Raw genomic sequence first — 22,972 nt, 5'->3', positions numbered from 1 at the left:
CCTCTCCCTTCTTTATATCCTTTTATTATATATTTTTTCTATTATTTCATTCAATTTAAAAAACTTCTAAAACCTAGTTGATTTATGAGATTAATATGCATTATAATAATAAAAAATTAACATTAAGCTGATTGGAAAAACCAAAGGCTCTTTTCTCACACGGGAAAAGGGCCTTTTTCATTTATTATTACAGGGGGATTTTATATGCAGAAATTAATTATCTTTGCTATTATTGGATTTTTTGCTCAATTAATTGACGGAGCACTTGGAATGGCGTACGGGGTAACGTCTTCTTCTTTATTATTAATGTTTGGAATTGCACCTGCTGTTGCTTCCGCTTCTGTTCACTTAGCTGAAGTTGTTACAACAGCTGCATCTGGTATTTCTCATATTCGATTCGGAAACGTTGACAAATATACTGTTTCAAGACTTACATTTCCAGGAGCAATTGGTGCCTTTGTCGGCGCTTGTTTTTTAAGCAATTTGCCTGGTGATTTAATTAAACCGTACATTTCACTCTTTTTATTTACTTTAGGTGTCTATATTTTATTGCGCTTTATTATTCAAAAACAGATTGTCCGGTCAAATAGACCTATGTCTGGTAAACACCTTATACCATTAGGTTTGTTTGCAGGATTTGTTGATTCAACTGGTGGCGGTGGCTGGGGACCAATTACAACACCCGTTCTTCTTGCTCGTGGAAATGAAGCACGCAAAGTCATCGGCTCCGTTGATACAAGTGAATTCCCTGTATCATTAGCTGCAACAATCGGTTTTTTCATTTCATTAGGATGGGAGCAAGTAAGCTGGGTTTGGGTATTCGCTCTCATGCTTGGTGGTATTATTGCCGCTCCCATCGCTGCATGGCTCGTACGAATTGTCCCTTCTCATTTACTTGGGGTACTGGTTGGCGGGCTGATTATCTTTACAAACATCCGCACTTTACTTACATCTTTTAAAGTAGATCCAACTATCATTAACCTTTCTTACGTTGCAGTAGGTCTGGTCGTTATCATCGCACTGTTCATTTCTGTTCGAAGTCATTCGCAACTTACAAAACAAAATGTAGGATATACGACGGGACAAAAACGAGTTTTGCCTTGAATGGAAACATTAAGGAAAGGTAAGCAAATCATTCATTTGCTTACCTTTCCTTTTTAATTTCTTGGAGGTTCCTTACAATTAAACCACCATAAACTTTACTCTTCATGCTTTTCTATTCATTATTCACATTCCTTTTTAGAAAGCATGTCGAATTTATTTTCTGAATTTTCTTTTAATTTTAGAGGATTTTCCATATCTTTTTGCGAAACATTTGTATAACTATTTTTTCTTAGTTTCTTTACATATCAATAGGTTCGGGTGGAGATTTGAAAACGCTTCCTAATACAATCACCGATATTTTTTGATTTTTCCCTACAAAATTCCTTGCAATATTTTTAGAAATTCATTACAATTGCCATATATTAAAAATTATAGCAATAAACAAATCCTCATCAATCCGATGAGGTAGAGGTTGCGACTTTTATAAGTAAGACGGATGAGACGCAGAGAATGTCCATGATTCCGTTTGAAAGGAAAAGTTGCCGAAGTTTATATTTCTTCTCTGGAAGTATGAGCTGGGGCTGTCTCCGAATAGGAACAGAACTGTCACGTTTACAAATTACCGTGTAAACGTGGGGTGCTATCTTAACGGAAGGGTATGATGGGGTGGTTATTTGTGAAACGTTCCGCCAAATTCCTTTGGCGGTTTTTTGTATTTTTCTCCCCCGTTCCTTCCTATCTTACAAGAAAAGGAGTGTTGAACATGAATAGCGCAACAAATCAAACTACCTCTACAAATCAATCTACACAAGGACAAGGTGAACTACGACGTGGATTGAAATCTCGCCATCTTACAATGATTTCTCTCGGTGGTACAATCGGTACCGGATTATTTCTTGCCAGTGGTGGTGTCATTCACACAGCTGGACCTGGCGGAGCTCTCATAGCATACGCTGCAATCGGAATTATGGTGTATTTCTTAATGACAAGCTTAGCTGAATTAGCGGCATACATGCCTGTTGCCGGATCATTTAGCACATATGCAACAAAATTTGTTGACCCATCTCTTGGATTTGCACTTGGCTGGAACTATTGGTATAACTGGGCGATTACGATTGCTGCTGAACTTGCAGCCGTAACATTAATTATGAAGTTTTGGTTCCCAAATACGCCTTCTCTTATTTGGAGTGGCATTTGTTTAGTCATTATGTTTCTTTTAAATTACTTATCTGTTAAAGGATTTGGTGAAGCAGAATATTGGTTCGCACTTATTAAAGTAGCTACTGTTATTATCTTTTTAATCGTTGGATTTATGATGATTTTTGGTATTATGGATGGCGAGCCTGTTGGATTTGAAAACTTCACAATTGCAGATGCACCATTTAACGGCGGATTCATGGCAATTGTTGGTGTATTTATGGCAGCTGGTTTTTCATTCCAAGGAACTGAATTATTAGGTGTAGCTGCTGGTGAAACTGCTGATCCAAAACGTAGTATTCCAAAAGCAATTCGTTCAATCTTTTGGCGTATTCTATTATTCTACATCTTTGCCATTCTTGTTATTGGTTTATTGATTCCTTATACAACTGAAAGCCTTGCAGCAAGTGATGTAACAGTAAGTCCATTTACACTTGTATTTGAAAAAGCAGGAGTTGCATTTGCTGCTTCTGTCATGAATGCTGTTATTTTAACTGCTGTTCTATCTGCTGGTAACTCAGGCATGTACGCATCAACTCGTATGCTTTGGGATTTAGCAAGACAAGGAAAAGCACCGAAATTTTTAGGTAAATTAAATAGCCGCGGCGTACCTGTTAACGCGTTAATCGCAACTTCAGTAGTTGGCTGCGTTGCTTTCCTAGCTTCCTTATTTGGCGACGGTGTTATATATATTTGGTTATTAAATGCATCTGGCATGTCTGGCTTTATTGCATGGGTCGGAATTGCAATCAGTCATTATCGATTTCGTAAAGCATATATCGCACAAGGAAAAGATCTAAATGACCTACCTTATAAAGCAAAATGGTTCCCATTCGGTCCAATCTTCGCATTCGTACTTTGTTCCATTGTTATTCTAGGACAAAACTATGGTGCATTTATGGGTGAATCCATTGATTGGAACGGTGTACTCGTTTCCTACATTGGATTACCACTCTTCCTTGCGATGTGGTTAGGATATAAATTTACAAAGAAAACAAAAGTAGTTCCGCTTGATAAATGTGAACTATAAGAAAAAAGGTAAGCAAACACCATTATGTTTGCTTACCTTTTTTATTAAAATACCCTTCACTTCCCTATTTTTTATATTTTTGCAATAATAGAATAGAAATATAGACAAAGGTTGGGATTTCATGAACATTCGCGTAACCGATGAAGCAAAAACAGCATTACATAGGCTAGAATCTGAAAGCAAAAAGATTATTCGTATTAGAGGAACTATGACGAACTCTTGTAGTATCTTTGTTGATATCGATTTGATTTGGGATACACATTACCAAAATGACGTTGTTTATGACGATGAACAACTTATCGTACAGATGGACAAATTCACAAGAGACTATACAGGTGATACGTTAAAGCTCGATTATAAAACGACTGGATTTAGTATTACGAGCCCTAGTGAAACACTTGTATATGGCTTATCAATTAAAAAATAAAGGCTTCCCTTGTTTCTTCGTTGAAGCAGGGGAATTCTTTGTTTAAATGAAATTTAACCTTTAGAAGGTATTCTATGTTCTAATCACGAATCTAAAATAAAAATGACAAATTAACGTCTTCTAGCAGGAGTGATTACACATGAAAACATTAGAACACGAAACGTAAAAACGTTATATTTCAGTAAGAGGTCCTCCATATAAGATTATTTCTATCTATCTTAATCTAATAAAATGGAGGATTTAAAATGAAAACTGATACATTATTTTTAACACTATTAGAAAATGTAAATACGCACTTTAGTGGCTGGGATTTTTCTTTTATTACAGAAACTGGCCGTATGAACAGCCAATTGCTATCGTGGTCATATGGTAGCATGGCTTTTTCACTTATACAAAAAACTACTTCAATACTTGATATGGGAACAGGCGGCGGGGAATTTTTATCTAAGTTAAGACCTTTTCCAAAGTCTATCTATGCCACAGAAGGGTATTCGCCTAATATACCAATTGCTAAGAAGAAACTTGAACCTCTAGGTGTAAAGGTTGTAGGATTTGACAGTGATCATAATCTTCCCTTTAACAATGGAAAATTTGATTTAATTTTGAACCAACATGAATCCTATTCTGTTACGGAAATAAAAAGAGTACTTTCTCCAAACGGTGTCTTTCTTACTCAGCAGGTTGGCGGGATCGATTGTGCTGAAATCAATGAGAAACTAGGTGTACCACTTAATCCAGAATTTACAAATTGGAAATTAGAAACGGCTCTCAACGAAATACAACAAAATGGTCTTACTATTTTAAAATGTAAAGAAGAATTTCCAATCCAAAGGTTTTATGATATTGGTGCTTTAGTTTATTATTTAAAAGCAATTCCTTGGCAAATACCTAATTTTGATACTGAAACATATATAAATGAACTATACAACATACATCAACTTATCCTACAAAAAGGTTATTTCGATGTAAGACAACACCGATTTTTTATTAAAGCAAAAACATGTTAAACAATGATATTTTATAGCAAGCAGCCCTGTAGGCTGCTTTTTTTAGAAAATAAATCCCCTCTTTTTTATTCTCGACATACTTTATAATAACAACTGAGAAAAGGAGAATAAAAAATGGATTCTAAAACCTCAGAATTTCTAAAACAGTATTATGATAGCCACGTTTGGGGTCTTAATACAACATGGCTTGGCGTTCCTCTTTGTAAACTCCCGTCTGATCTTTTTTTATACCAAGAAATGATCTATGAGATTAAGCCAGATTTAATTATTGAATGTGGAACATTTAAAGGAGGAAGTGCTCTCTTTTTGGCGTCAATGTTGGACTTAATTGGAAAAGGTCACGTGCTTTCCATTGATATTGGTCCACAGCCAAATCTGCCAACACATCCTCGCATTCAATACTTAACAGCTTCCTCTATTTCTGCAGAAGTACAACAAATTGTATTAACTTTGCAACCAGCATTTAATGTTATTATGGTTATTTTAGATTCCGATCACAGTAAAGAACACGTTTTACGAGAATTGCAACTTTATAGTTCACTCGTTTCGATTGGAAGTTATATTGTTGTAGAGGACACTTGTATTAATGGAAACCCTATTCTTCCAGACTGGGGACCAGGACCAATGGAAGCTGTGGAAGAATTCTTACAAACAAATAATAATTTTATTATCGACGAAAGCAAACATAAATTTTTCATGACGTTTCATCCGAAAGGCTTTTTGAAGAGAATTCAATGAAAACTCCCGCACTGTTTCCTAACCCCCTGCTCCATAGTTCTTCTCCATCCCTCCAACACTTCTATCCTTAAAAGCACTTCACTGTACGATATGTTACCTATTCAGTACAGTGAGGTTCTCTAATTTATCCCGCAATTCGCAGGCAATAAAAGCTCGCTTGGTGAAAGCTAACCAACGGTGGAGGATAAAGAAAACCTCACTGATGAAATTTTCATTTTATAGAAATCTTTTTATTGTGTTTTATTTGGTTGGTCTACAGGAACTGGATTCCCATTCACTCTTTTAACTTTCAAATCAAAATAAGCATTTAAAATATCTTTTCCAATTTTAGAGTTAATTCCAGATTTATCATCATTTACCCATGGTACTACGACAGAAAATGCAACTTCTGGATCTGAATCGTACGGTGCATAACCAGCTAGTGTTAAATTATAGCACTTTTTTCTATCTCCTTTTTCATCTCTTCCTATATCACTCTCACCACCATATACTGTTTCTGCTGTTCCTGTTTTCCCAGCAGGTTTATATGCAAGATTTTTGAAGGTCCCCGTACCAGTTCCATCCCCTTCTTGAAATACCCTCCTAAACCCTTCTTTCACTTGATTTATATAACTTATATCCATATCTACACGATTTAAAATTACTGGTTCCATCGCTTGTACCACTTTTCCAATCTCCTCTGGTTTACTTGATTGTTCTCTAATCTCTTGTACAATTTGTGGTTTCATACGATAACCACCATTCGCAATCGTAGAAATATATTGTGCAAGCTGCAGTGGTGTATATGTATCATATTGACCAATTGAATAGTCAAGTAAAAAACCCGGTATATGATCTGTTCTTCCTCTTTGTCCAGCTGTTTCGTTCGGTAAATCAATACCAGTCGGAACTCCTAAACCAAATTGCTTAAAATGATAACGCATTTTATTAAATGCTTCTTGTTTAATATCTAACGGACTATTTGGTACATAATCAATCCCAGCAATCTTTAAAGCTGTGTTGAACATATATACGTTAGAAGAAACTTGTAAAGCTCGTAAATCATCAACATCTCCAAAATCTTTCCATGATTTCTTTTCTTTTTCTGTCCCTTTAAATTTCATCGGTGCATCATAAAAATGAGTAAACGGTTTTATATCACCCGTTTGATATCCGGTTAGTAATGTAGCACCTTTGACAGTTGATCCGAGCTCATACGAACTTGTCATTGTACCAAGTGCATAATCCTCCACTTGTGTCTCGCCATTTTTATTTACTAGCTTCTTTCCTGAAATCGATAGAATTTGACCATTTTTCGGATTCATCATGACCACAAAGGCACGATCCATCATTGGTTCTATACCTTTGAACTCTTTTAAATATTTTTCAAGACTTTCTTCCACTTTCTTTTGCAAATCCATATCAATTGTTAACATCAGACTTTTTCCACTTTTCCCCTTCGTAACCTGTTCAGTTCGAAGGATATTTCCTTCTTTATCTGTAATATTTTTGGATTGTGCCTTCGTCCCATGCAATACATCTTCGTATTGTTTTTCAATATAGCTTTTTCCAACACGATCATTACGGTTATATTCACGAACTAAGTAATAGTCCAATTGTTCTTTCGGCAACCCTTCATCAGCACTTGAAACACTACCAAGTACAGAACGTAAAATTTTATCATACGGATATTCACGTTCCCAATCAACCGTTGTATCCACACCTGGAAGATTTGCTAATTTTTCACTTATCACTGCATATTCTTTTGGTTCTACATCTTTTTTTATAATTTTCGGCGTCATTTGATAACCTGTATTCATTTTACTTTTAATTGCTAGTACTTCTATATCTTGGGGTGTAAGCTCATTTAATTCTTTCGCTGTAATTCGTTCGCGTCTAAGCTCTTCTACCTTTTTATCCAGTTCCTTCCCCTCTATTTTTTTTGCTCTTAATCTATTTTCATCATCTTTCGTTACTTTTTTCGCTGCTCGATCCTTATTTAATTGCATCCAAAAATCTTTCTTATCCGTATCTGTTAATTTATCTATAGACTCACTTGGCATTTCAATTAATTTTGCAAGTTCTTTTGCGGTATTTAACATTTCTTCGGATTTAACGCCTTTCCCCTTTGTATATGTAATAGTTCGTAGTGCCTTATTATCAACAATGGGATGACCTTCCCTGTCAAAAATTTCACCTCGCGGAACCGGAGTACTTATGGTTACATCTTCTTTTTTTCTCACTTCATTTTTATATTTTTCACCATCGATAATTTGCACCTTACCTAACTGAATAATAATCGTTGAAAACATAAGAAATACGAAAAAAAATAATACATTTAACCGAAAAGGGATATGGGTTTTCTTTTTCTGCTTTTTCTTTTTCATTGATTTCTCCTCACTTTATTCTATCTGTAGGGTTTCTTTGAAAATAAAATAATATAGACATACCTTGAAAATTAAACCTGAAAAGTGAAAATTATCCGAATCACGCTCTTACTGTCTGCCAATAACAGAATCCATAGAAAAATAGCAATTATATTTATTTATATGATATATATAGAATTCTATATTAAGAGAAAAAGAATGAAAAGATAAAATTTTCAGTTTTTATATCTTCTTACTATTTATCTCGATATTCACGGTCAGTAATACCCCCACCTCAAAATTTAGCAATAGCAACGAAGTTAGGTGGGAGATAAATTTCCCGCAAAAGCCCCCTTGATGAGGGCCAATAATCAGTAAGGGATAAGGCCCCCACTGATTAAAGTTTCACTTTATTGCAACATCTGAAATATGAAATTAAGCTTTTCGAGATTTCTTATAGAACTATACTTTTCCTTTTAAGAGTCCCGTGTTCAATACATAAATTTCATGTGTCCTTCCTTATATTTTTATACAAATAAAATAGTATAAAAACCTTAAATTGGAAATAAAAAACGATTAAAAAACTTTAAAGAAAACTTAATGTTCTTTAAAGTTTTTTAATCTATCAATTCTTTTATTAATAAGAAATAGCACGGATGGATTTTATACAAAAAAACTGAGATAAATAATATTCATCTCAGTTTTTTTAAAGTTCTATATTTTCTTAACAAACTCACCAATCTTCTGCTCAAAGACATAATCGAAGTTATACTCTTGTCTAGTTAATTCTTCGTTTACTAAAATTGTTGTTGCTCCTATTTCTCTTTTTGCGATTTGTGGAAACGAAGCAACCGGCTGCACTTTTAATGATGTTCCCATTACAAGGAATACATCCGTTTCATATAAGCGCTTAATTGCATTTTGATACTCAGGCAATGTATCTCCGTATAAAACAACATCAGGATTTAATATAAAATTACACTTTTCACACCGTGGTACTTCATGATCAATCATATACTGTAAATCATATTTTGTCCGGCACTTCGGACAATGAGCCGTTTGGAGTGTACCATGCAAATTTATCACATGCTTACTACCACCTAATTGGTGCAGACCATCAATGTTTTGTGTTAATACCGCAATATCTTTTCCTTGTTCTTCTATACTTGCTAAAAACTCGTGACCACAATTTGGTTTGTATTGATGAAATGTATGAATTTGAAATATTTCTTTGTAGTGCTTCCAAAATTCTTTTGGATTACGGTTATAGTATCCTCTAGATAAGTACATTTCAACTTTAGCATCTGCGTATAGGCCATTGGCTGAACGGAAATCAGGAATTCCACTTTCTGTACTCGCACCAGCGCCAGTTAACACCGTAATTTTATTAGCTTTCTCTATAATAGAACGAACTTCCTCGTATTTTCGCAAAGCACTCACCTCTATGTATATTTCTTACTTTATTATAGCAGGTGTAGGAAAAGATGTCGTATATTTACTTAATGTGTTGTCCCTCCACATTCCACAATATCTGTTTCCATCTCTAATGCGACCTGTACTAATAATTCAATTCCAGTTGTAATAGTTGAAAGCGACATACTTGGTTGTCCAAGATAATGACTTGCTTGTTCTGGACAAAATGGAATATGCACAAAACCGCCGCGGATCCTATTTTCATTCTTCTCTAATACATGCATAAGCCCATAAAAGAGATGATTGCAAACGAAAGTACCCGCAGTTTGTGAAACAGAAGCTGGAATCCCTTCTTCGCGAAGTTTCTTCACAATAGCTTTCATAGGAAGTGTTGACCAATAAGCAACTGGTCCTTCTTCTATAACAGAGCTATCTACAGGTTGATTCCCTTCATTATCAGGAATTCTGGCATCATCAACATTAATTGCTACGCGCTCCACTGTAATATCTGCACGCCCACCAGCTTGTCCAATACAAATAACAAGCTCCGGGTCAATATCCTCTATATATGACTGTAATACTTCTAATGACTTATGAAATACAGTCGGGATTTGTTTACTAACAATCTTGTATTCTCCAAACTCTTTTTCATTAAGCTGCTTTACGACTTCCCAAGCTGGATTCATCTTCTCTCCTCCGAAAGGTTCAAATCCAGTTAATAATATTTTCTTCATTTTTCTTACTCCTCACTAGAATCGATATACAAGTCCATACATAATGAACATGTTAATAACAAAAATTGTGATAGCAATTGGCGCTTGCGCTTTAATTACAGCATTTTTATCTTTTAATTCTAAAAGCATTGCTGGTACAATATTAAAGTTTGCAGCCATCGGCGTAAGCAACGTTCCACAATATCCTGCAAACATCCCAAGTGCTGCCATTATTGCTGGATTACCGCCATGCATTTGAACGATAAGAGGTAAACCAATTCCACCTGTAATAACAGCAAAAGCAGCGAAAGCATTTCCCATTACTACTGTAAACAACATCATCCCTAAGCAATATGCCATAACAGCAACAAAAGGATATTCTGTCGGCAATACCTGTCCTACTAAATCAGAAACAACTTGACCAACACCAGATTTGGCAAAAATACCACCTAGTGCTGCCAGCATTTGTGGTAGAATAACTGCCCATCCAACAGCTTGTAATAATCTACTCCCCTCTTGTACTGGGGCTGTTATTTTTGCTTTTGTGATTCCCATTGCCGCTGCGAATGCAAGTAATGCTCCAAGCGCTAAGGCAATTAGTGTCACTTTCTCAGGATCAACGAGAAATACATCCCCAAACTTTAACTTACCTAATGTTAACGTACCAATAATCGTAAAAATAGGAATTAAAATAGCAGGCATAAAAATTTTATTTTTCAGCTTCTCTGCATGTTTTACACGTTCCTCCGTAGGTGCTTCTTTCTCATTCGACTTCGTTACCTTATTCAAAGATGCTAAAATAACCATAACTAATACAATACAACCGATATAAAATGATGGAATCATGTTCCCAAATAAAAATGTAATAGAAAATAATGCCCAAAATAAACTAGAACCAAAACGATTTGGATGCTGACGATCAAGAGCGACACGAATCGCAACAAACGCAACAATGATACCTAGTAAATAATAAATTGTATCCAGTGTAATGAGATTCATCTTATATCGCCTCCTTGTCTTGGTTTTCTTCTTTTTGCATCGTTTTTTCAATCTGTTTATCAAATTGTCTAAAACGAATCCAACTTACAATAAAAGCAGAGATTGCCGTTGGGATTCCCCAAAGCGCCATATCCCACACACCAACATGCATTCCTACAGAGTCAAAGAATCCTTTCATTAATAGAATTGCTCCCGTTGCTATAAAAATATCTTCACCAAAAAACCATGCTGTATTTTCAGCTGCTGCTGCATTCGCTTTAATCTTTTCTTTCAATTTTTCTGGAAGTTTTCCGTAACGACCATGTGCTGCTCCTTCTGCCATCGGTGCAACCAGCGGTCTTACAGTTTGTGCATGTCCACCAATATTAAGTCCTACCGCCGCCGATGCTTCTCGGATCGTAAAATATGACATTAACACTCTTCCAGTTGTAGCTCCTTTAGATTTCGTGATTAATGCTTCCGCTCTTTCCTTCAGTCCATATCGCTCTAATATTCCAATGACAGGAAGTGTTAATAAAATTGGCATAGACATATATCGATTTTCTATAAAAAACTTTCCAAACATACTAATGACATCATAAAAACTCATCCCCGAAACCATACCAGTAACAATTCCCGCAACCATTACAACTAGTAGCGTGTTGAGGCGAAATAAAAACCCAACCGCAACAAGTAAAATCCCTATTAATTTCACCATTTCTGTATTCCCCCCTTATTCTACTTTGGTGCACAAACAGAAACATCATTTAGTCGAAATGTTCTGTATATTCCTTCTGCAAATTGAACCGCTTTCTCCCCATCACCATGTATACAAATCGTTTGTGCATTAATAGTTACCATATTCCCATCAACTGCTTGCACTTCTCCCTCTTGCACCATTTGCAAAACTTGTTCCATTGCCTTATCTTCATTTTTTATGAGTGCATTTTCTTCTGTACGACTTGTTAATGTTCCGTCCGATTGGTACGTACGATCTGCAAAAGCTTCTTGTACAAGTTTTAGTTCGTATTTTTTGGCAGCTTGTATAAACTCACTATTTGCTAATCCATACAAGAATAATTCTGGATTTATATGATAGATGGCCTTTGCAATTGCATCCGCAATCTCTCGATCAGTAGCTGCCATATTATAAAGTGCACCATGCGGCTTTACATGGTGCATACTTCCTCCCGCTGCCCTTATAAATCCATCTAATGCCCCTATTTGATATAAAACATAATCATAGACTTCCTCTGGTGAAACGCGCATAAACCTTCTACCAAATCCAATTAAATCTGGAAAACCAGGATGTGCTCCCATTTCTACGTTATGAAACAGTGCTTTTTCGACCGTCTGGCGCATTACAGTTGGATCACCAGCATGAAAACCACATGCAATATTTACAGATGAAACAAATGGAAGAATTTTATCATCATTTCCTATCTTATACGCACCAAATCCTTCTCCTAAATCACAATTTAAATCAATGGTAACCATATTCTATTTCTCCTCCTACTTTACGCTTGTAAAGCGATGAATTTCTTTAATAGATTCATATTTTGTTCTTGCTCTATATAAAATTCCGTCGCTTCTGTTATAGAAATCTTTGCAAACGTGACATAATCACCTGGCTTCAATTGCGCAAGAATTGGCAAATCAACTGATATAACATTACCAATTCGTGGATATCCACCTGTCGTTTGTCTATCTGCCATTAAGATAATTGGATTACCACCAGACGGCACTTGTATTGTTCCAAACGTAACTGCACTTGATAAAATCTCAGATTGTTCTATTCTTTTCAGTTCTTCACCTTCAAACCGATAACCCATGCGATCCGCATAATTAGATACTTTATATTCTTTTGAAAAAAATGACTCTAAGCTTTCCCTCTTAAATTGATTCCATTCAAAATCTAAAATGACACGAATCACTGGGTTACGATTATATTTTGGTAGAACATGATTACATATGCCCCAAGGTGTTTCTACTCTCTCTTCGTCCATCAATTTCTTTATCACACAAGTAGCGAAGCTTGACGGTGCACCAATTTGAAAAAGATCTCCCTTTTTCAGCGCCCGCCCTTCTATTCCACCTATAGCTGCTCTTACATATGTACTTTTACTTCCCATACTATTTGCAACATCAATTCCACCTGCAAATGTCACATATGTCCTAGACTCAAACTGTGCCTTCCCGAAGCAAAGCATGCTACCCTCTTTCGCTAAAATGGGGCGCCATAATGGAATCGGTTCTCCGTTTAGCAGAGGCTCCATATTCGCACCACCAATTGCTAGCAATGTTTCTTTCTTTATAAGCAGTTTGGGACCCATCATTGTAATCTCTAATCCAGCTTCGTCCTCTTCATTTCCAACTAACATATTTATCATTCTTAATGCAGTTCTATCCATAGCACCACCAACAGGCACACCATATTGTTGATAATAATATCTTCCTAAATCTTGAATTGTTGTAAGCATTCCAGCATGTAAAACCTCGACATTCATTTCCTAGCTCCCTCCATAACCCAGTACTCTTCCTCTGTTATTGGGATAAAGCGTAAATACATTCCACTCTGCACATATGTAGGTTTTTCCTCATTTGGTTGAAACAACGCAATTGGTGTCCGTCCAATAATATTCCAGCCACCTGGTGTTTCTAATGGATATATTCCTGTTTGACTTCCACCGATCCCCACTGAACCAGACGCTATTTGTAGACGTGGTGTTTGTTTTCGAGGCGTTTCTATCTCTTTTCGCATACCACCTAAATATGGAAAACCCGGTGTAAATCCTAGCATATAAACAAAATACGTTTCCTCGCTATGAAGACGAATTACGTCCTCTACACGTAATCCATGATACGCAGCGACTTCTTCTAAATCTGGTCCATATTTTCCTCCATAACAAACCGGAATAGAGATACTATCGTATTGCTTTTGCTCTTTATTTTGATTATGACTAAGTAATTGATTTATATATTTACATACATAATCATATGGCACTACCTTTCTTTCTTTTTTCTCCCATAACTCATATACATCATAATAAACCGTTAAAGAAGTAAAGGAAGGTACACACTCAATCATTCCATGAAACGGATGTCTCTTTAATGCTTGGCGCAAATTTTGCACATTTTCATATATATCCAAATCAATTTTTTCTCCGAATGTAACTACTACCGCTTGGTCCCCTAGTGCTGAAAATTTCATCATATACCTTCCTTTTCATCTCTCCATCCAAGCTCTTTCGAAATTTGATGCACTGTTTCTTTTACTTTTGTAATAAAGTTTGGAATTGTCGATTCATTATACTCTATTGCTAATCCTGAAATACTAATACCAGCTATTACACTACCATCACTTGCAAAGACAGGTGCTGCAATTGCAGCTGTATGATTCTCCAGTTCCGAATAACTTATCGTATACCCTTCTCTTTTCGCCTTATGTAACAGGCTTTGCAACTCTTCTTTATCTACTACAGTTCCATCTGCAAATCGTTGTAATTGCACTTTCTCTATATACTGCATTTGATCGTCTTCCGAAAAATACGAAAGTAAAATACGTGAACACGCCCCTGCATATAAAGGAGCTCGTCTACCAATCTCTGTATACACTCGTACTGGTTGATCCCCATCCATCTTTTCAATATAAATTGCTTCATTCCCGTCTTGAATAATTAAATTCACAGCTTGACCAAGAGAATCCCTAAGATTTTTCATATATGGCTTTGCAATATTTCGTACAGATAATCGCTGCGACACAAGTTGACCAAATCGTAAAAATATCAATCCCAGTTGATAACTTCCCTTTGTTGTCCGTTTTAAAAACCCCATTTCTTCAAGTGAACCAATTAAACGGTATACAGATGTTTTAGGCATTCCTGTATGATGAACCATTTCCGTTAATGTTAGCTCTTCATGCTCATAAAACAGTTCTAAAATATCCATCGTTTTCACTGCCGTTTTATTTAAACTCATCTTAGCTCTCCTAAATTCCGAAAAACGGAACGATAATTCCGTTTTTCGAAACAAATGTATAATTTAAAATTATAAAATATTCTTTCTATTTAAACGATATTTTTCTCAAATAAAAAAGCATTGAAAGTAAAATCCAATGCTTTTTTTAACGCGTATATGAAAACTCTCTCTTTATTGCAATGTTCTTACTTGTTGCAACGGCCAAAATACCGCTTCACCTTTTCCTACAATTTGATCTTCAGAAACGAAACCAAACATACGACTATCTTTTGAGACCTGACGATTATCTCCTAACACAAACACTTGGCCTTCTGGCACTTCTGTTTTCCCCGTTTTTTGTTCTAATCTAAAATCAGGAGTTAATTTTCCTTTAGCTACTTGCTGCTTAAAATCTGCTAAATACGGTTCATCAACTGCTTTTCCATTTATGTACAAAACATCGTTTTTATACTCAATTGTATCTCCAGGTAAACCAATTACTCGCTTTACTAAATCATATCCTTCTTTCCCATGAAAAACGATAATATCAAAACGGTCCAATCCTTGTATGTTGTAACCAATTTTATTTACAAGTACGCGTTCATTATTTTCTAGAGTGGGCATCATTGACTCACCTTGTACGAGTGAAGGAGTAAATAAAATACCACGCACAATAAAAGCGATTCCTAGTGTAATACCTATGGTTTTAACCCATGAAATGATTTCCTGTTTCCTACTTTTTTTCATATTATTCCCTCTCTTTTCCCACTATAATAATTGCTTTCGTTTAACTAGCTCTTGCACAGAATTTTGATTGATTTCAGCAAAACAAGATTTAGATTCTCGAACAGCAGTGCCAACGTGCGCTTGTGTAATTCCTGTTTCGTTCAGTAATTGTGCTATATTTTCTTTTGTCACACCACTACCAACAATCAGCTCTAAATTCTCTTGACTTTCTTTTTGCATTGCAGAAAGCACGGGAATATTCTCTACTATATTTCCATGTCCACCAGAAGTTAAAATATGGGTTACCTTATTAAAATTCCGTAGTAGTTTTACTGCTCCTACTAGATCATCAACTTCATCTATCGCGCGATGAAATGTTACATTAATTCCATCTACAACAGATAATAAATCCGCTAATTTTTCTTCATCTATTTGATTTTGTTCATTTAAAACACCTAAAACAACGCCTGCCGCGCCATGTTCCTGTGCAATTTGAATATCTTCTTTCATCATTTCAATTTCTTCTGTTGTATATATAAATGATTTAGCGTGAGGACGAATCATTACATGGATAGGTATGTTTACTGCTTTCACCGCTTTTTTTATAAAAGCATAACTTGGCGTTAAACCACCTTCTGTATATGCTGAAATAAGCTCAATTCGGTTTCCACCGCTTTCTTCAATTCGTTTCACATCTTCTAAACATGTTGCAATAACTTCTAGCATGAAACTTACCTCTTTTCGTACTTTTTCCTCATTATACAGCAGCCCAAATAAGAAGCCTAGTTTTCTCATATAAAACATAAAAAAAAGAATTGAAAAGAAAGATTTTAAAACGCCTTAATAGATGTGTTTGCCATAAGTAAAATAAAAGCGAACTTAATTTCTTTATTTTTATCATCCTTAGAAAATAAGAGGAAATCCCTATGCATCATTTTAACAACCAAACGTCTCGTAGATTCACTACATATTATTGCACCAGTAACCTTCATATTGAGAAATCTACAAATCATTTGCATTTATTTCCACGATTCTTAAAAATCTGTTATTCTATTGATATAATTCAAAAATTTGTAACAATTCACACAAGGGGGCCTATTAAAAGATGAATATGAAAGCTACAGCATTGACAGCAGCAACTGTCGCAGTCTCTTCTCTTCTCCCAACGATTACTGAAGCGAATATGCAAACAACAGTTGCACAACAAAAAAACAACACAAAAATCGGATACGTAAAACTTGATACTGTACAACTGTATCAACGTACTACAACAAATAGTGATTCCATTGGAAGTTTTTCATACAACACACCTGTTACAATTCTTGAAACAACAAAGGATTGGTATAAAGTAAACGTTCAAAACAAAGTAGGTTATATTCACAAGTCTAGTCTGTCTCTGACAAAATTAAATCAGCCGCATAACCAACATATCGTAAATGCGAGCGCTTTAAATGTTCGTTCAGAACCAAGTATACACTCTTCAATCATTGACGTATTACCAAATGGGACATTTATGTCGGTTCAAGAAATTTTTGATGACTGGTATCTAATCTCTCATAATGGAAAAGTAGGATATGTAAAAAAAGAATTTGTATCAAATGGATCAGAGCCATTAGTCAAAGGGATCACCGTACAAGGTAATTCTTCTTATTATGTTGCAACACCTAACCTAAGGGTACGAAATGGTGCAGGGACAAATACTGCTGTAATTGGTTCTCTAGAAAATGGAACGCAAATACAAGTTATCGGTACAGTAGGTACATGGTATAAAATTCGTTTTGGATCAGGCTATGGATATGTTGCACAGCATTATATAATGCAAAATAAACCACAACAACAAGCTACTCCCCCTGCTATACCTGCTGTTTTCAAATTTCCAACTCAGGGACAAGTTAGCTCGCCCTTTGAAGTCAGATGGGGACAAATGCATTATGGTGTTGATTTTACAGCAAATGGCGATACCTCTATTCATGCTGCAGCTGCAGGAAGAGTGAGCAAATCCTACTATTCTAGCAGCTATGGAAACGTCGTATTCGTCACACATTCTATAAAAGGAAAACAATACACAACCGTTTATGCACACATGAAAAATCGTTCTGTACAAGCTGGAGATCGTGTTCAAGCTGGACAAACTTTAGGTCAGATGGGAAATACAGGACATTCAACTGGCCAGCACCTTCATTTCGAATTACATAATGGGGAATGGAATTTCGAAAAAACAAACGCTGTTGATCCACTTCCTTATTTAGTACGGTAGCACCTTATGTCACGTAATGTTCAGCTAATCATTGAATACTTATCGTTTTTCGGTCTAATTTGTTGTTTTATTATTTATGATACAAATATTATTTTTTTAAGTATGCTCATTCTATTTGTATTCTGTGAATCATTGTTGGAAGTATTTAAAATACGATTTAAAAAACACATTTCTCATTTATACACATCACTCATTATTATCGTTTGTCTAATCGTTAATTTAAAGGTTGATGGTCTATTTATATCGAGTATGTTTCCTGTATTTTTTATAGGAGTTCTTCTTATCACCTCCCAATATATCTATATGCCTGAACATCACAAAAAAAGAGATGGGGAGACAAAGATAGTATAATATACATTTATAAAGCAGTAAGTGACTACATGTTACACCTCTTTTTATCTTTAAAAGGAGGCGTAACATGTAGTTTCTTTTGTAATGTAAAATTTTAAAATAAATCAAGACATAAATACTATATATAATAAAAAACCAATTCTGAACTAACAATTCAAAATTGGTTTTTCACTTCGCAAAACATCTAGCTTTTATCCCGCATTAACGTGCAGTAGGAACCCACCTCAAAATTCAGCGAAAGCAAAGAAGAGTGAGGTGGAGGATTAACTGTCCATAAAAGCCCGATTGGTGAGGGCTAATAATCAGTAGGGGATGAAGCCCCCACCCCACTGATTAAAGTTTCACTTTATAATTCCATACGGTTTAAAATATCTTTTAACACTTTTAAATCTTCAGCCGTCAACGTTACACCTTTTCCCATTTTGTCATGTTCAGGTGCCCAATCACGCAAATCATATTTAGGCTCTTTCCCGTTCCAACTGATTAAATTAAGCTCTTTATTCCAACCTTTAGGTGACTGTGATAAAACTCCAAAAGTTTCTTTAATATCAAATTTGATTTCCGCCACTGTTGTTACCCCCTTTAAAATATATATTCCCTATTTGCAATTGCTACATTCCCTAATTCTATACCGATAGGACTTGTATTTCCACACATAAGCCTCTGGTGTACTCCCCTTCTATTTCTACCTATATTCCGAATACATATTAACAGCATATCTCTTCCGTCTTTATTAAAACACACTGATTTAAAACCATCATCTTACGTAATTCGATTCTTATCTTACGTACTCCATCAAAGTTCTACAAATCAATTTTTTAAACCTTTTGACTCACAATAAAAACCTTCGCTCAAATTGGAGCCTGTTCATACATCTCTTCACAATTTGCGAAGGTTGTTTACTTTTATCTTCTATTTGAACAAATTTTGGTTTTCCATACCAATCACATCCTTTTTTTAGAGTACTAGTATCAGTATGTCCAAGATTTGGAGATTAATTGCAATTATCTTGAATTTTTTGCACCAGAACCTTTTACTTTTATCCTTTAATGTGTACACTCTTATGCACTGTAATTCCTGTTTCTCATTTCTTTTCACGTTGTCTTCCTCCGTTATTTTTGATTGATATAATCATAATATCTTTTTAACGAGAGTTTAGATTTAAAGCCTACTTGTTTTATAATTTCTTTCTCTGAAACATGATGCTCAATAAGTCGTAAAATAAACGTGTTTCGTAAGTTTTGCGCCGAAATACCTTTACGTAAATTTGCCCGAGCAACTTCAAGTCGAATCATCTTTTGAACAGCAATTTCTGTTAAAGCTTTTGGTGCATCATTTTCATATACCCAACGAAATGTATTTCGAGTATAATCGAATGCCACAAATAGTGGATCAGTACTATGATATTTTGGACGAACAGGTTCAGGAATGATTTTATAATAGCTAAATAATCGCTTTTTATCATCTTCACTTAATACAATCGTTCTTTCTATCCCTGTTATTTCTGGAACTGTGAGTGTATTATTCTCAAAATGAACATGCTTCATTTGTAAGGCTATAAGCTCTTGTAGTGATAGTCCATAGTTCAGAAGGAAATGCACAATAGAAATGTTTCGATCTTGTAGTATTGGACGAACGGAACATTGTTTTTCCGTTAATCCTTCAAATGAAGTTAAAATATAATTTAACCTTTTTTCTTCTTTTTCTGAGATGAAATCTTCATCACGTAACGCACGATTCGGTTGAATACTAAATTGCATCTCTTCTAACGGATTTGGCAATTGTAAATACTGATACAGTCTATTTAAGACAATATAGACACGATGCATTGTTTTATCAGAGTACTGTCGTTGCTGTTTTAAATCATAGAGATACGCTTCATAATCCTTTATACCAAGCGTCGTCCATATATTATGTAGAGGGAGTTTTTTAGATTTTTGCAACCAATGACCAAAGTCTTCAATATCATAAACATATCGTTTAATTGTGGAAGGCTTTCTTCCTTTATTTAATAAAAAAGAAGCAAAATGTTGTACTGTATCTTGGAATTCTTTTGTTGGCATAACCCTATCATCCTAATTTTTCTTTTAGTATATCAAATTTTAAAATTTGTTTAACGTATAAGAGTATTAACACATGTATACTCCCCGATTTTACTGTGGATTTGAAATAAAGTCGTACCGTTTATAAAAAATTGCACCGTTATACCCCTTTAGATTATCTAAAGGGGTATATTTATAGTAAAAAGGAAAAGAACATCTGGAATTGAAAGATCGATTAAGGAACTGTTGAGTGACAATAAGTTGTTTTGTTAAAGGGTCATATTGTTGAAAATGAACTGGGAATAAAAATCAAAATACATAGTTAAGGAAGTGGATGGATGAATTTATTAACTTTTACTGAGGAATTTTTTAATTATGTAAGGGAGTTTTTACTTTTAAGATTTACACTATTTGCTTTGGTCCTCATGACCTTTTCCTTTGTCATAAACCGTATTATTGATTGGTTCTTTAGGAAGTCAAGTTTTTTTGATGAAGAAGTAGAACAGACGATTCAAAGTGTAATTCGATCAATTTTTAGGTATGGAATTATAATCAGCCTTGTTATTTATCTAATTAGTCAATTTGTAGATATAAAAGGTATTCTTGCAGGTGCAGGGATTGCCGGAGTTGTCGTCGGTTTTGCTGCACAACAGATGCTAAAAGATGTTATATTAGGGTTCGCAAGATTAACGGACAAAGAGTTTCGTGTTGGCGATTTTGTTACTTTTAACGGAACAAGTTCAGGTACCATTGAGGAAATCAGTATTCGCTTTATGCAAATTCGTGAATGGTCGGGAAAACTCCTTACCATCCCACATGGAGAGATTAGAACGATACAAAATTTTAATAAAGGCTGGATGCGGGTTATTGAACGGATTACGGTAAGTTATCAGGAAGATCCTACAAGAATAAAGGAATTGTTAGAAAATGTATGTGTTATCTGCAATGAAAAATTGGATCAAAACCTATATAGGATAGAGGACGAAGCTGTTGAACCATTTCAATATATTGGTGTTACAGACTTAAATCCAAACCTTAAATATGTTGGGTACGAATTTTGTATTGTAGGTTTGGTTAAACCTGAGGAGTATTTTGAAACTTCCAGGCAAGTAAGGTTTGAACTAATGTCTATATTCCATAAGAATCAAGTACAAATGCCAGCAGCGAACATGTTCATTCATACTGAAAAATTACAGGAGATTCCTGGAGAGCAGCTTTCACCAAGCAGGTAAAGAAAACTAGCTGATTGGAGATCCTAGGTCAGTGCATGAGGCGTGATTGGAAATTATATTTAGAATTTTGGTTTGTAGACCGGCAGATTTCGATGAGCTTAAGGGGTTAAACAATACCTCCTAAAAAAAGTAACTTCCGCACTTGGGCACAATTCTGTAGCAAGAATTGTGCTCATTCTTTATGCATCGGGACATATTCTTAAATAACTAATTGTGGAAATAATAGCAATTTGAGATGGTGCGTTAGTGAAATAAGGAACATTAAATTACTCAAACTTTTTTTATAAAAATCTCATATTAGGGTATCGTCACATCGCCATCAACTTAAGAATTCAGAATTACCCCAAAACGAAAAAATGTACTAAATGGTTATGATTAAATATAAGAAAATAAAATTTTCGTTTTAGGAGTAGCACCACATCGCTATCAAGCTAAGCTTATGCAAAGTCAATTTTAGGTGAGATTGTTTCTTTTTTCTAAAGGCTACGTGTAGGGAATTTAAAGATTTGCATACGAAATAAACCCTAATGGGTTTCATTTTTTTGATTTAAGCCGCTTGATTATCAGACATGGTACAATTGTAAACGACACCTAATATATCAAAGACTGTTTTCTTCTCATACCTATGAGATTTTCGCCCTTTTTGCTGTAGGAGGTTGAACAGGCGAATTAGAATCTAAAATACGAATACGCTTGAAAACAGAAGTATATGGAGAAGAAATCGGCATAGATGAGGCCAATTTTTGGTTTAGTAGTTCAGCTAATAGGTGTTGTAAAAATTGGACGGCCGCTTTATTAAATCGTTGATTCAGCCCCTCAGGACTGATGAGCACTTCTGTTGATGCTTCTAAACAGCTAGATAACTGAGTTAAAGAGGTTTTAGCGACATTTTGGCTCATCCATACACATAAAGCGACTAAATCTTTTGCTTGGTACTTACTGGTTCGTTGTACAAAACCAACATCCCTAGCAAGATCTCGTAAGATATTTGGAGATAAGAAGCTTTGAACTTCTTGAGCAAATAGTTGTAATTCATCAGATACAGAAATAGACATGCAAAAACGCCATCCTTTCCTATGATTCTACAGAAAGAATAGCGTATTTTTTCATTTTAGGGAGGATTTTGTTTTATTAGCTTAATAGCATTGGGTTGCCACCAAAATTCCAAAAACCCCCAAATTTATTTTTTAGAGTAAGTTGAGGGGTTTTTGAACCAGAAAGGTATATTTTTACCTATAAAAACTATGACAAAATTTATCCGGTTTTCCTTTTTGCCTACTTGCTAAATTCAGCAAGTAAAATATTTTTAAAGTTAGCTTTACCCATACTGTTCAAAYTGACGGCYAACGTATGCTTGCCTCCAAGTGTACCYCCAGCAARAGTAMTAAACCCTGGAATGCYACCTGTGTGTCCCCATATCGAGACACCGTTTGGAAGCTTAGTTTCATAGATTCCAAGACCATATCCGCCGATTTCAGCACTTCCTGTAGGAACTGTAGTAAGCATTTGTTTTAA

Annotated in this window: 20 protein-coding genes, 2 pseudogenes and 1 riboswitch; of the genes and pseudogenes, 7 read left to right on the top strand and 15 right to left on the bottom strand. The window is 35.2% G+C overall.

Annotated features, from left to right (window positions below):
- Window positions 1–204 precede the first annotated feature (204 nt).
- The 5 genes from AZF08_RS17975 to AZF08_RS17955 all read left to right on the top strand — a co-directional run bounded on the left by AZF08_RS17975 (window position 205) and on the right by AZF08_RS17955 (window position 5,443).
- Complete coding sequence (locus AZF08_RS17975; protein WP_033677262.1) at window positions 205–1,104, top strand: sulfite exporter TauE/SafE family protein; 900 nt, start codon at window positions 205–207, stop codon at window positions 1,102–1,104.
- A gap of 398 nt (window positions 1,105–1,502) precedes the next feature.
- A riboswitch (Lysine riboswitch) is annotated at window positions 1,503–1,695 on the top strand.
- 112 nt (window positions 1,696–1,807) lie between these two features.
- The gene (locus tag AZF08_RS17970; protein WP_033677264.1) at window positions 1,808–3,271 is read left to right on the top strand and encodes an amino acid permease; all 1,464 of its coding nucleotides are present in this window, start codon (window positions 1,808–1,810) and stop codon (window positions 3,269–3,271) included.
- A gap of 121 nt (window positions 3,272–3,392) precedes the next feature.
- Window positions 3,393–3,698 (top strand): iron-sulfur cluster biosynthesis family protein, encoded by a 306-nt coding sequence (locus AZF08_RS17965; RefSeq protein WP_033677266.1) that lies wholly within the window; start codon window positions 3,393–3,395, stop codon window positions 3,696–3,698.
- Between the two features lie 245 nt (window positions 3,699–3,943).
- A complete protein-coding gene (locus tag AZF08_RS17960; protein WP_033677267.1) occupies window positions 3,944–4,705 on the top strand; it encodes a class I SAM-dependent methyltransferase in 762 nt (253 codons plus the stop codon).
- A gap of 114 nt (window positions 4,706–4,819) precedes the next feature.
- On the top strand, window positions 4,820–5,443 hold the full coding sequence (locus AZF08_RS17955) for a cephalosporin hydroxylase family protein (protein ID WP_033677269.1): 624 nt from the start codon (window positions 4,820–4,822) through the stop codon (window positions 5,441–5,443).
- A 230-nt stretch (window positions 5,444–5,673) separates the two neighbouring features.
- On the opposite strand, the gene AZF08_RS17950 is transcribed toward AZF08_RS17955, so the two are convergent.
- From AZF08_RS17950 to AZF08_RS17900, 11 genes are all read right to left on the bottom strand, one after another.
- Window positions 5,674–7,809 carry a peptidoglycan D,D-transpeptidase FtsI family protein gene (locus AZF08_RS17950; protein ID WP_033677271.1) on the bottom strand — a complete coding sequence of 712 codons (2,136 nt, stop codon included), beginning with the start codon at window positions 7,807–7,809 and terminating at the stop codon, window positions 5,674–5,676.
- Between the two features lie 693 nt (window positions 7,810–8,502).
- Window positions 8,503–9,219, bottom strand: a complete 717-nt coding sequence (locus tag AZF08_RS17945) for an NAD-dependent protein deacylase (protein ID WP_033677273.1) — start codon at window positions 9,217–9,219, stop codon at window positions 8,503–8,505.
- Between the two features lie 68 nt (window positions 9,220–9,287).
- Window positions 9,288–9,935 carry a pyroglutamyl-peptidase I gene (gene pcp / locus AZF08_RS17940; RefSeq protein ID WP_033677274.1) on the bottom strand — a complete coding sequence of 216 codons (648 nt, stop codon included), beginning with the start codon at window positions 9,933–9,935 and terminating at the stop codon, window positions 9,288–9,290.
- 15 nt (window positions 9,936–9,950) lie between these two features.
- Entirely contained in the window at window positions 9,951–10,913 is a 963-nt protein-coding gene (locus AZF08_RS17935) for a DUF979 domain-containing protein (RefSeq protein WP_033677276.1), read from the bottom strand.
- A gap of 1 nt (window position 10,914) precedes the next feature.
- Complete coding sequence (locus AZF08_RS17930) at window positions 10,915–11,610, bottom strand: DUF969 domain-containing protein (RefSeq protein WP_033677277.1); 696 nt, start codon at window positions 11,608–11,610, stop codon at window positions 10,915–10,917.
- A gap of 20 nt (window positions 11,611–11,630) precedes the next feature.
- Window positions 11,631–12,389 (bottom strand): 5-oxoprolinase subunit PxpA, encoded by a 759-nt coding sequence (gene pxpA / locus AZF08_RS17925; RefSeq protein ID WP_033677278.1) that lies wholly within the window; start codon window positions 12,387–12,389, stop codon window positions 11,631–11,633.
- Between the two features lie 20 nt (window positions 12,390–12,409).
- Window positions 12,410–13,399, bottom strand: a complete 990-nt coding sequence (locus AZF08_RS17920) for a 5-oxoprolinase subunit C family protein (protein ID WP_033677279.1) — start codon at window positions 13,397–13,399, stop codon at window positions 12,410–12,412.
- Window positions 13,396–14,103, bottom strand: coding sequence for a 5-oxoprolinase subunit PxpB (gene pxpB / locus AZF08_RS17915; RefSeq protein WP_033677281.1), 708 nt, complete (start codon window positions 14,101–14,103; stop codon window positions 13,396–13,398). The genes AZF08_RS17920 and pxpB overlap by 4 nt, the downstream gene beginning before the upstream one ends.
- The gene (locus AZF08_RS17910; RefSeq protein WP_033677283.1) at window positions 14,103–14,870 is read right to left on the bottom strand and encodes an IclR family transcriptional regulator; all 768 of its coding nucleotides are present in this window, start codon (window positions 14,868–14,870) and stop codon (window positions 14,103–14,105) included. The genes pxpB and AZF08_RS17910 overlap by 1 nt, the downstream gene beginning before the upstream one ends.
- 171 nt (window positions 14,871–15,041) lie before the next feature.
- A complete protein-coding gene (gene lepB, locus AZF08_RS17905; RefSeq protein WP_033677285.1) occupies window positions 15,042–15,596 on the bottom strand; it encodes a signal peptidase I in 555 nt (184 codons plus the stop codon).
- Between the two features lie 21 nt (window positions 15,597–15,617).
- Entirely contained in the window at window positions 15,618–16,301 is a 684-nt protein-coding gene (locus AZF08_RS17900; protein WP_033677287.1) for a copper homeostasis protein CutC, read from the bottom strand.
- Window positions 16,302–16,680: 379 nt separating this feature from the next.
- Between AZF08_RS17900 and AZF08_RS17890 the strand changes: the two genes are divergently transcribed.
- On the top strand, window positions 16,681–17,832 hold the full coding sequence (locus tag AZF08_RS17890; protein WP_033677291.1) for an SH3 domain-containing protein: 1,152 nt from the start codon (window positions 16,681–16,683) through the stop codon (window positions 17,830–17,832).
- A gap of 697 nt (window positions 17,833–18,529) precedes the next feature.
- Here the strand turns inward: AZF08_RS17890 and AZF08_RS17885 are convergent.
- A complete protein-coding gene (locus AZF08_RS17885) occupies window positions 18,530–18,751 on the bottom strand; it encodes a YdbC family protein (RefSeq protein ID WP_033679317.1) in 222 nt (73 codons plus the stop codon).
- Between the two features lie 544 nt (window positions 18,752–19,295).
- On the bottom strand, window positions 19,296–20,246 hold the full coding sequence (locus AZF08_RS17880; RefSeq protein WP_033679213.1) for a tyrosine-type recombinase/integrase: 951 nt from the start codon (window positions 20,244–20,246) through the stop codon (window positions 19,296–19,298).
- A gap of 317 nt (window positions 20,247–20,563) precedes the next feature.
- On the opposite strand from AZF08_RS17880, the gene AZF08_RS17875 reads away from it, so the two are divergent.
- Window positions 20,564–21,457 carry a mechanosensitive ion channel family protein gene (locus tag AZF08_RS17875; RefSeq protein ID WP_033679214.1) on the top strand — a complete coding sequence of 298 codons (894 nt, stop codon included), beginning with the start codon at window positions 20,564–20,566 and terminating at the stop codon, window positions 21,455–21,457.
- Window positions 21,458–22,122: 665 nt separating this feature from the next.
- On the opposite strand, the pseudogene AZF08_RS17870 reads toward AZF08_RS17875, so the two are convergent.
- A pseudogene (locus AZF08_RS17870) lies at window positions 22,123–22,512 on the bottom strand (IS4 family transposase); the annotation flags it as partial.
- Window positions 22,513–22,732: 220 nt separating this feature from the next.
- Window positions 22,733–22,972: pseudogene (locus tag AZF08_RS31370) on the bottom strand (serine hydrolase domain-containing protein); the annotation flags it as partial.

This window comes from Bacillus gaemokensis, from assembly GCF_001590835.1.
GTDB lineage: Bacteria > Bacillota > Bacilli > Bacillales > Bacillaceae_G > Bacillus_A > Bacillus_A gaemokensis.
Note: the sequence above shows the minus strand (reverse complement) of the source record. Positions and strands in the feature narration are given on the sequence as shown.

Bases quoted from the DNA above. Each gene is read 5' to 3' on its own strand.
- AZF08_RS17975 (WP_033677262.1), top strand. From the start codon at position 205: ATGCAGAAATTAATTATCTTTGCTATTATTGGATTTTTTGCTCAATTA.
- AZF08_RS17970 (WP_033677264.1), top strand. From the start codon at position 1,808: ATGAATAGCGCAACAAATCAAACTACCTCTACAAATCAATCTACACAA.
- AZF08_RS17965 (WP_033677266.1), top strand. From the start codon at position 3,393: ATGAACATTCGCGTAACCGATGAAGCAAAAACAGCATTACATAGGCTA.
- AZF08_RS17960 (WP_033677267.1), top strand. From the start codon at position 3,944: ATGAAAACTGATACATTATTTTTAACACTATTAGAAAATGTAAATACG.
- AZF08_RS17955 (WP_033677269.1), top strand. From the start codon at position 4,820: ATGGATTCTAAAACCTCAGAATTTCTAAAACAGTATTATGATAGCCAC.
- AZF08_RS17950 (WP_033677271.1), bottom strand. From the start codon at position 7,809: ATGAAAAAGAAAAAGCAGAAAAAGAAAACCCATATCCCTTTTCGGTTA.
- pcp (WP_033677274.1), bottom strand. From the start codon at position 9,935: ATGAAGAAAATATTATTAACTGGATTTGAACCTTTCGGAGGAGAGAAG.
- AZF08_RS17935 (WP_033677276.1), bottom strand. From the start codon at position 10,913: ATGAATCTCATTACACTGGATACAATTTATTATTTACTAGGTATCATT.
- AZF08_RS17930 (WP_033677277.1), bottom strand. From the start codon at position 11,610: ATGGTGAAATTAATAGGGATTTTACTTGTTGCGGTTGGGTTTTTATTT.
- pxpA (WP_033677278.1), bottom strand. From the start codon at position 12,389: ATGGTTACCATTGATTTAAATTGTGATTTAGGAGAAGGATTTGGTGCG.
- AZF08_RS17920 (WP_033677279.1), bottom strand. From the start codon at position 13,399: ATGAATGTCGAGGTTTTACATGCTGGAATGCTTACAACAATTCAAGAT.
- pxpB (WP_033677281.1), bottom strand. From the start codon at position 14,103: ATGAAATTTTCAGCACTAGGGGACCAAGCGGTAGTAGTTACATTCGGA.
- AZF08_RS17910 (WP_033677283.1), bottom strand. From the start codon at position 14,870: ATGAGTTTAAATAAAACGGCAGTGAAAACGATGGATATTTTAGAACTG.
- lepB (WP_033677285.1), bottom strand. From the start codon at position 15,596: ATGAAAAAAAGTAGGAAACAGGAAATCATTTCATGGGTTAAAACCATA.
- AZF08_RS17900 (WP_033677287.1), bottom strand. From the start codon at position 16,301: ATGCTAGAAGTTATTGCAACATGTTTAGAAGATGTGAAACGAATTGAA.
- AZF08_RS17890 (WP_033677291.1), top strand. From the start codon at position 16,681: ATGAATATGAAAGCTACAGCATTGACAGCAGCAACTGTCGCAGTCTCT.
- AZF08_RS17880 (WP_033679213.1), bottom strand. From the start codon at position 20,246: ATGCCAACAAAAGAATTCCAAGATACAGTACAACATTTTGCTTCTTTT.
- AZF08_RS17875 (WP_033679214.1), top strand. From the start codon at position 20,564: ATGAATTTATTAACTTTTACTGAGGAATTTTTTAATTATGTAAGGGAG.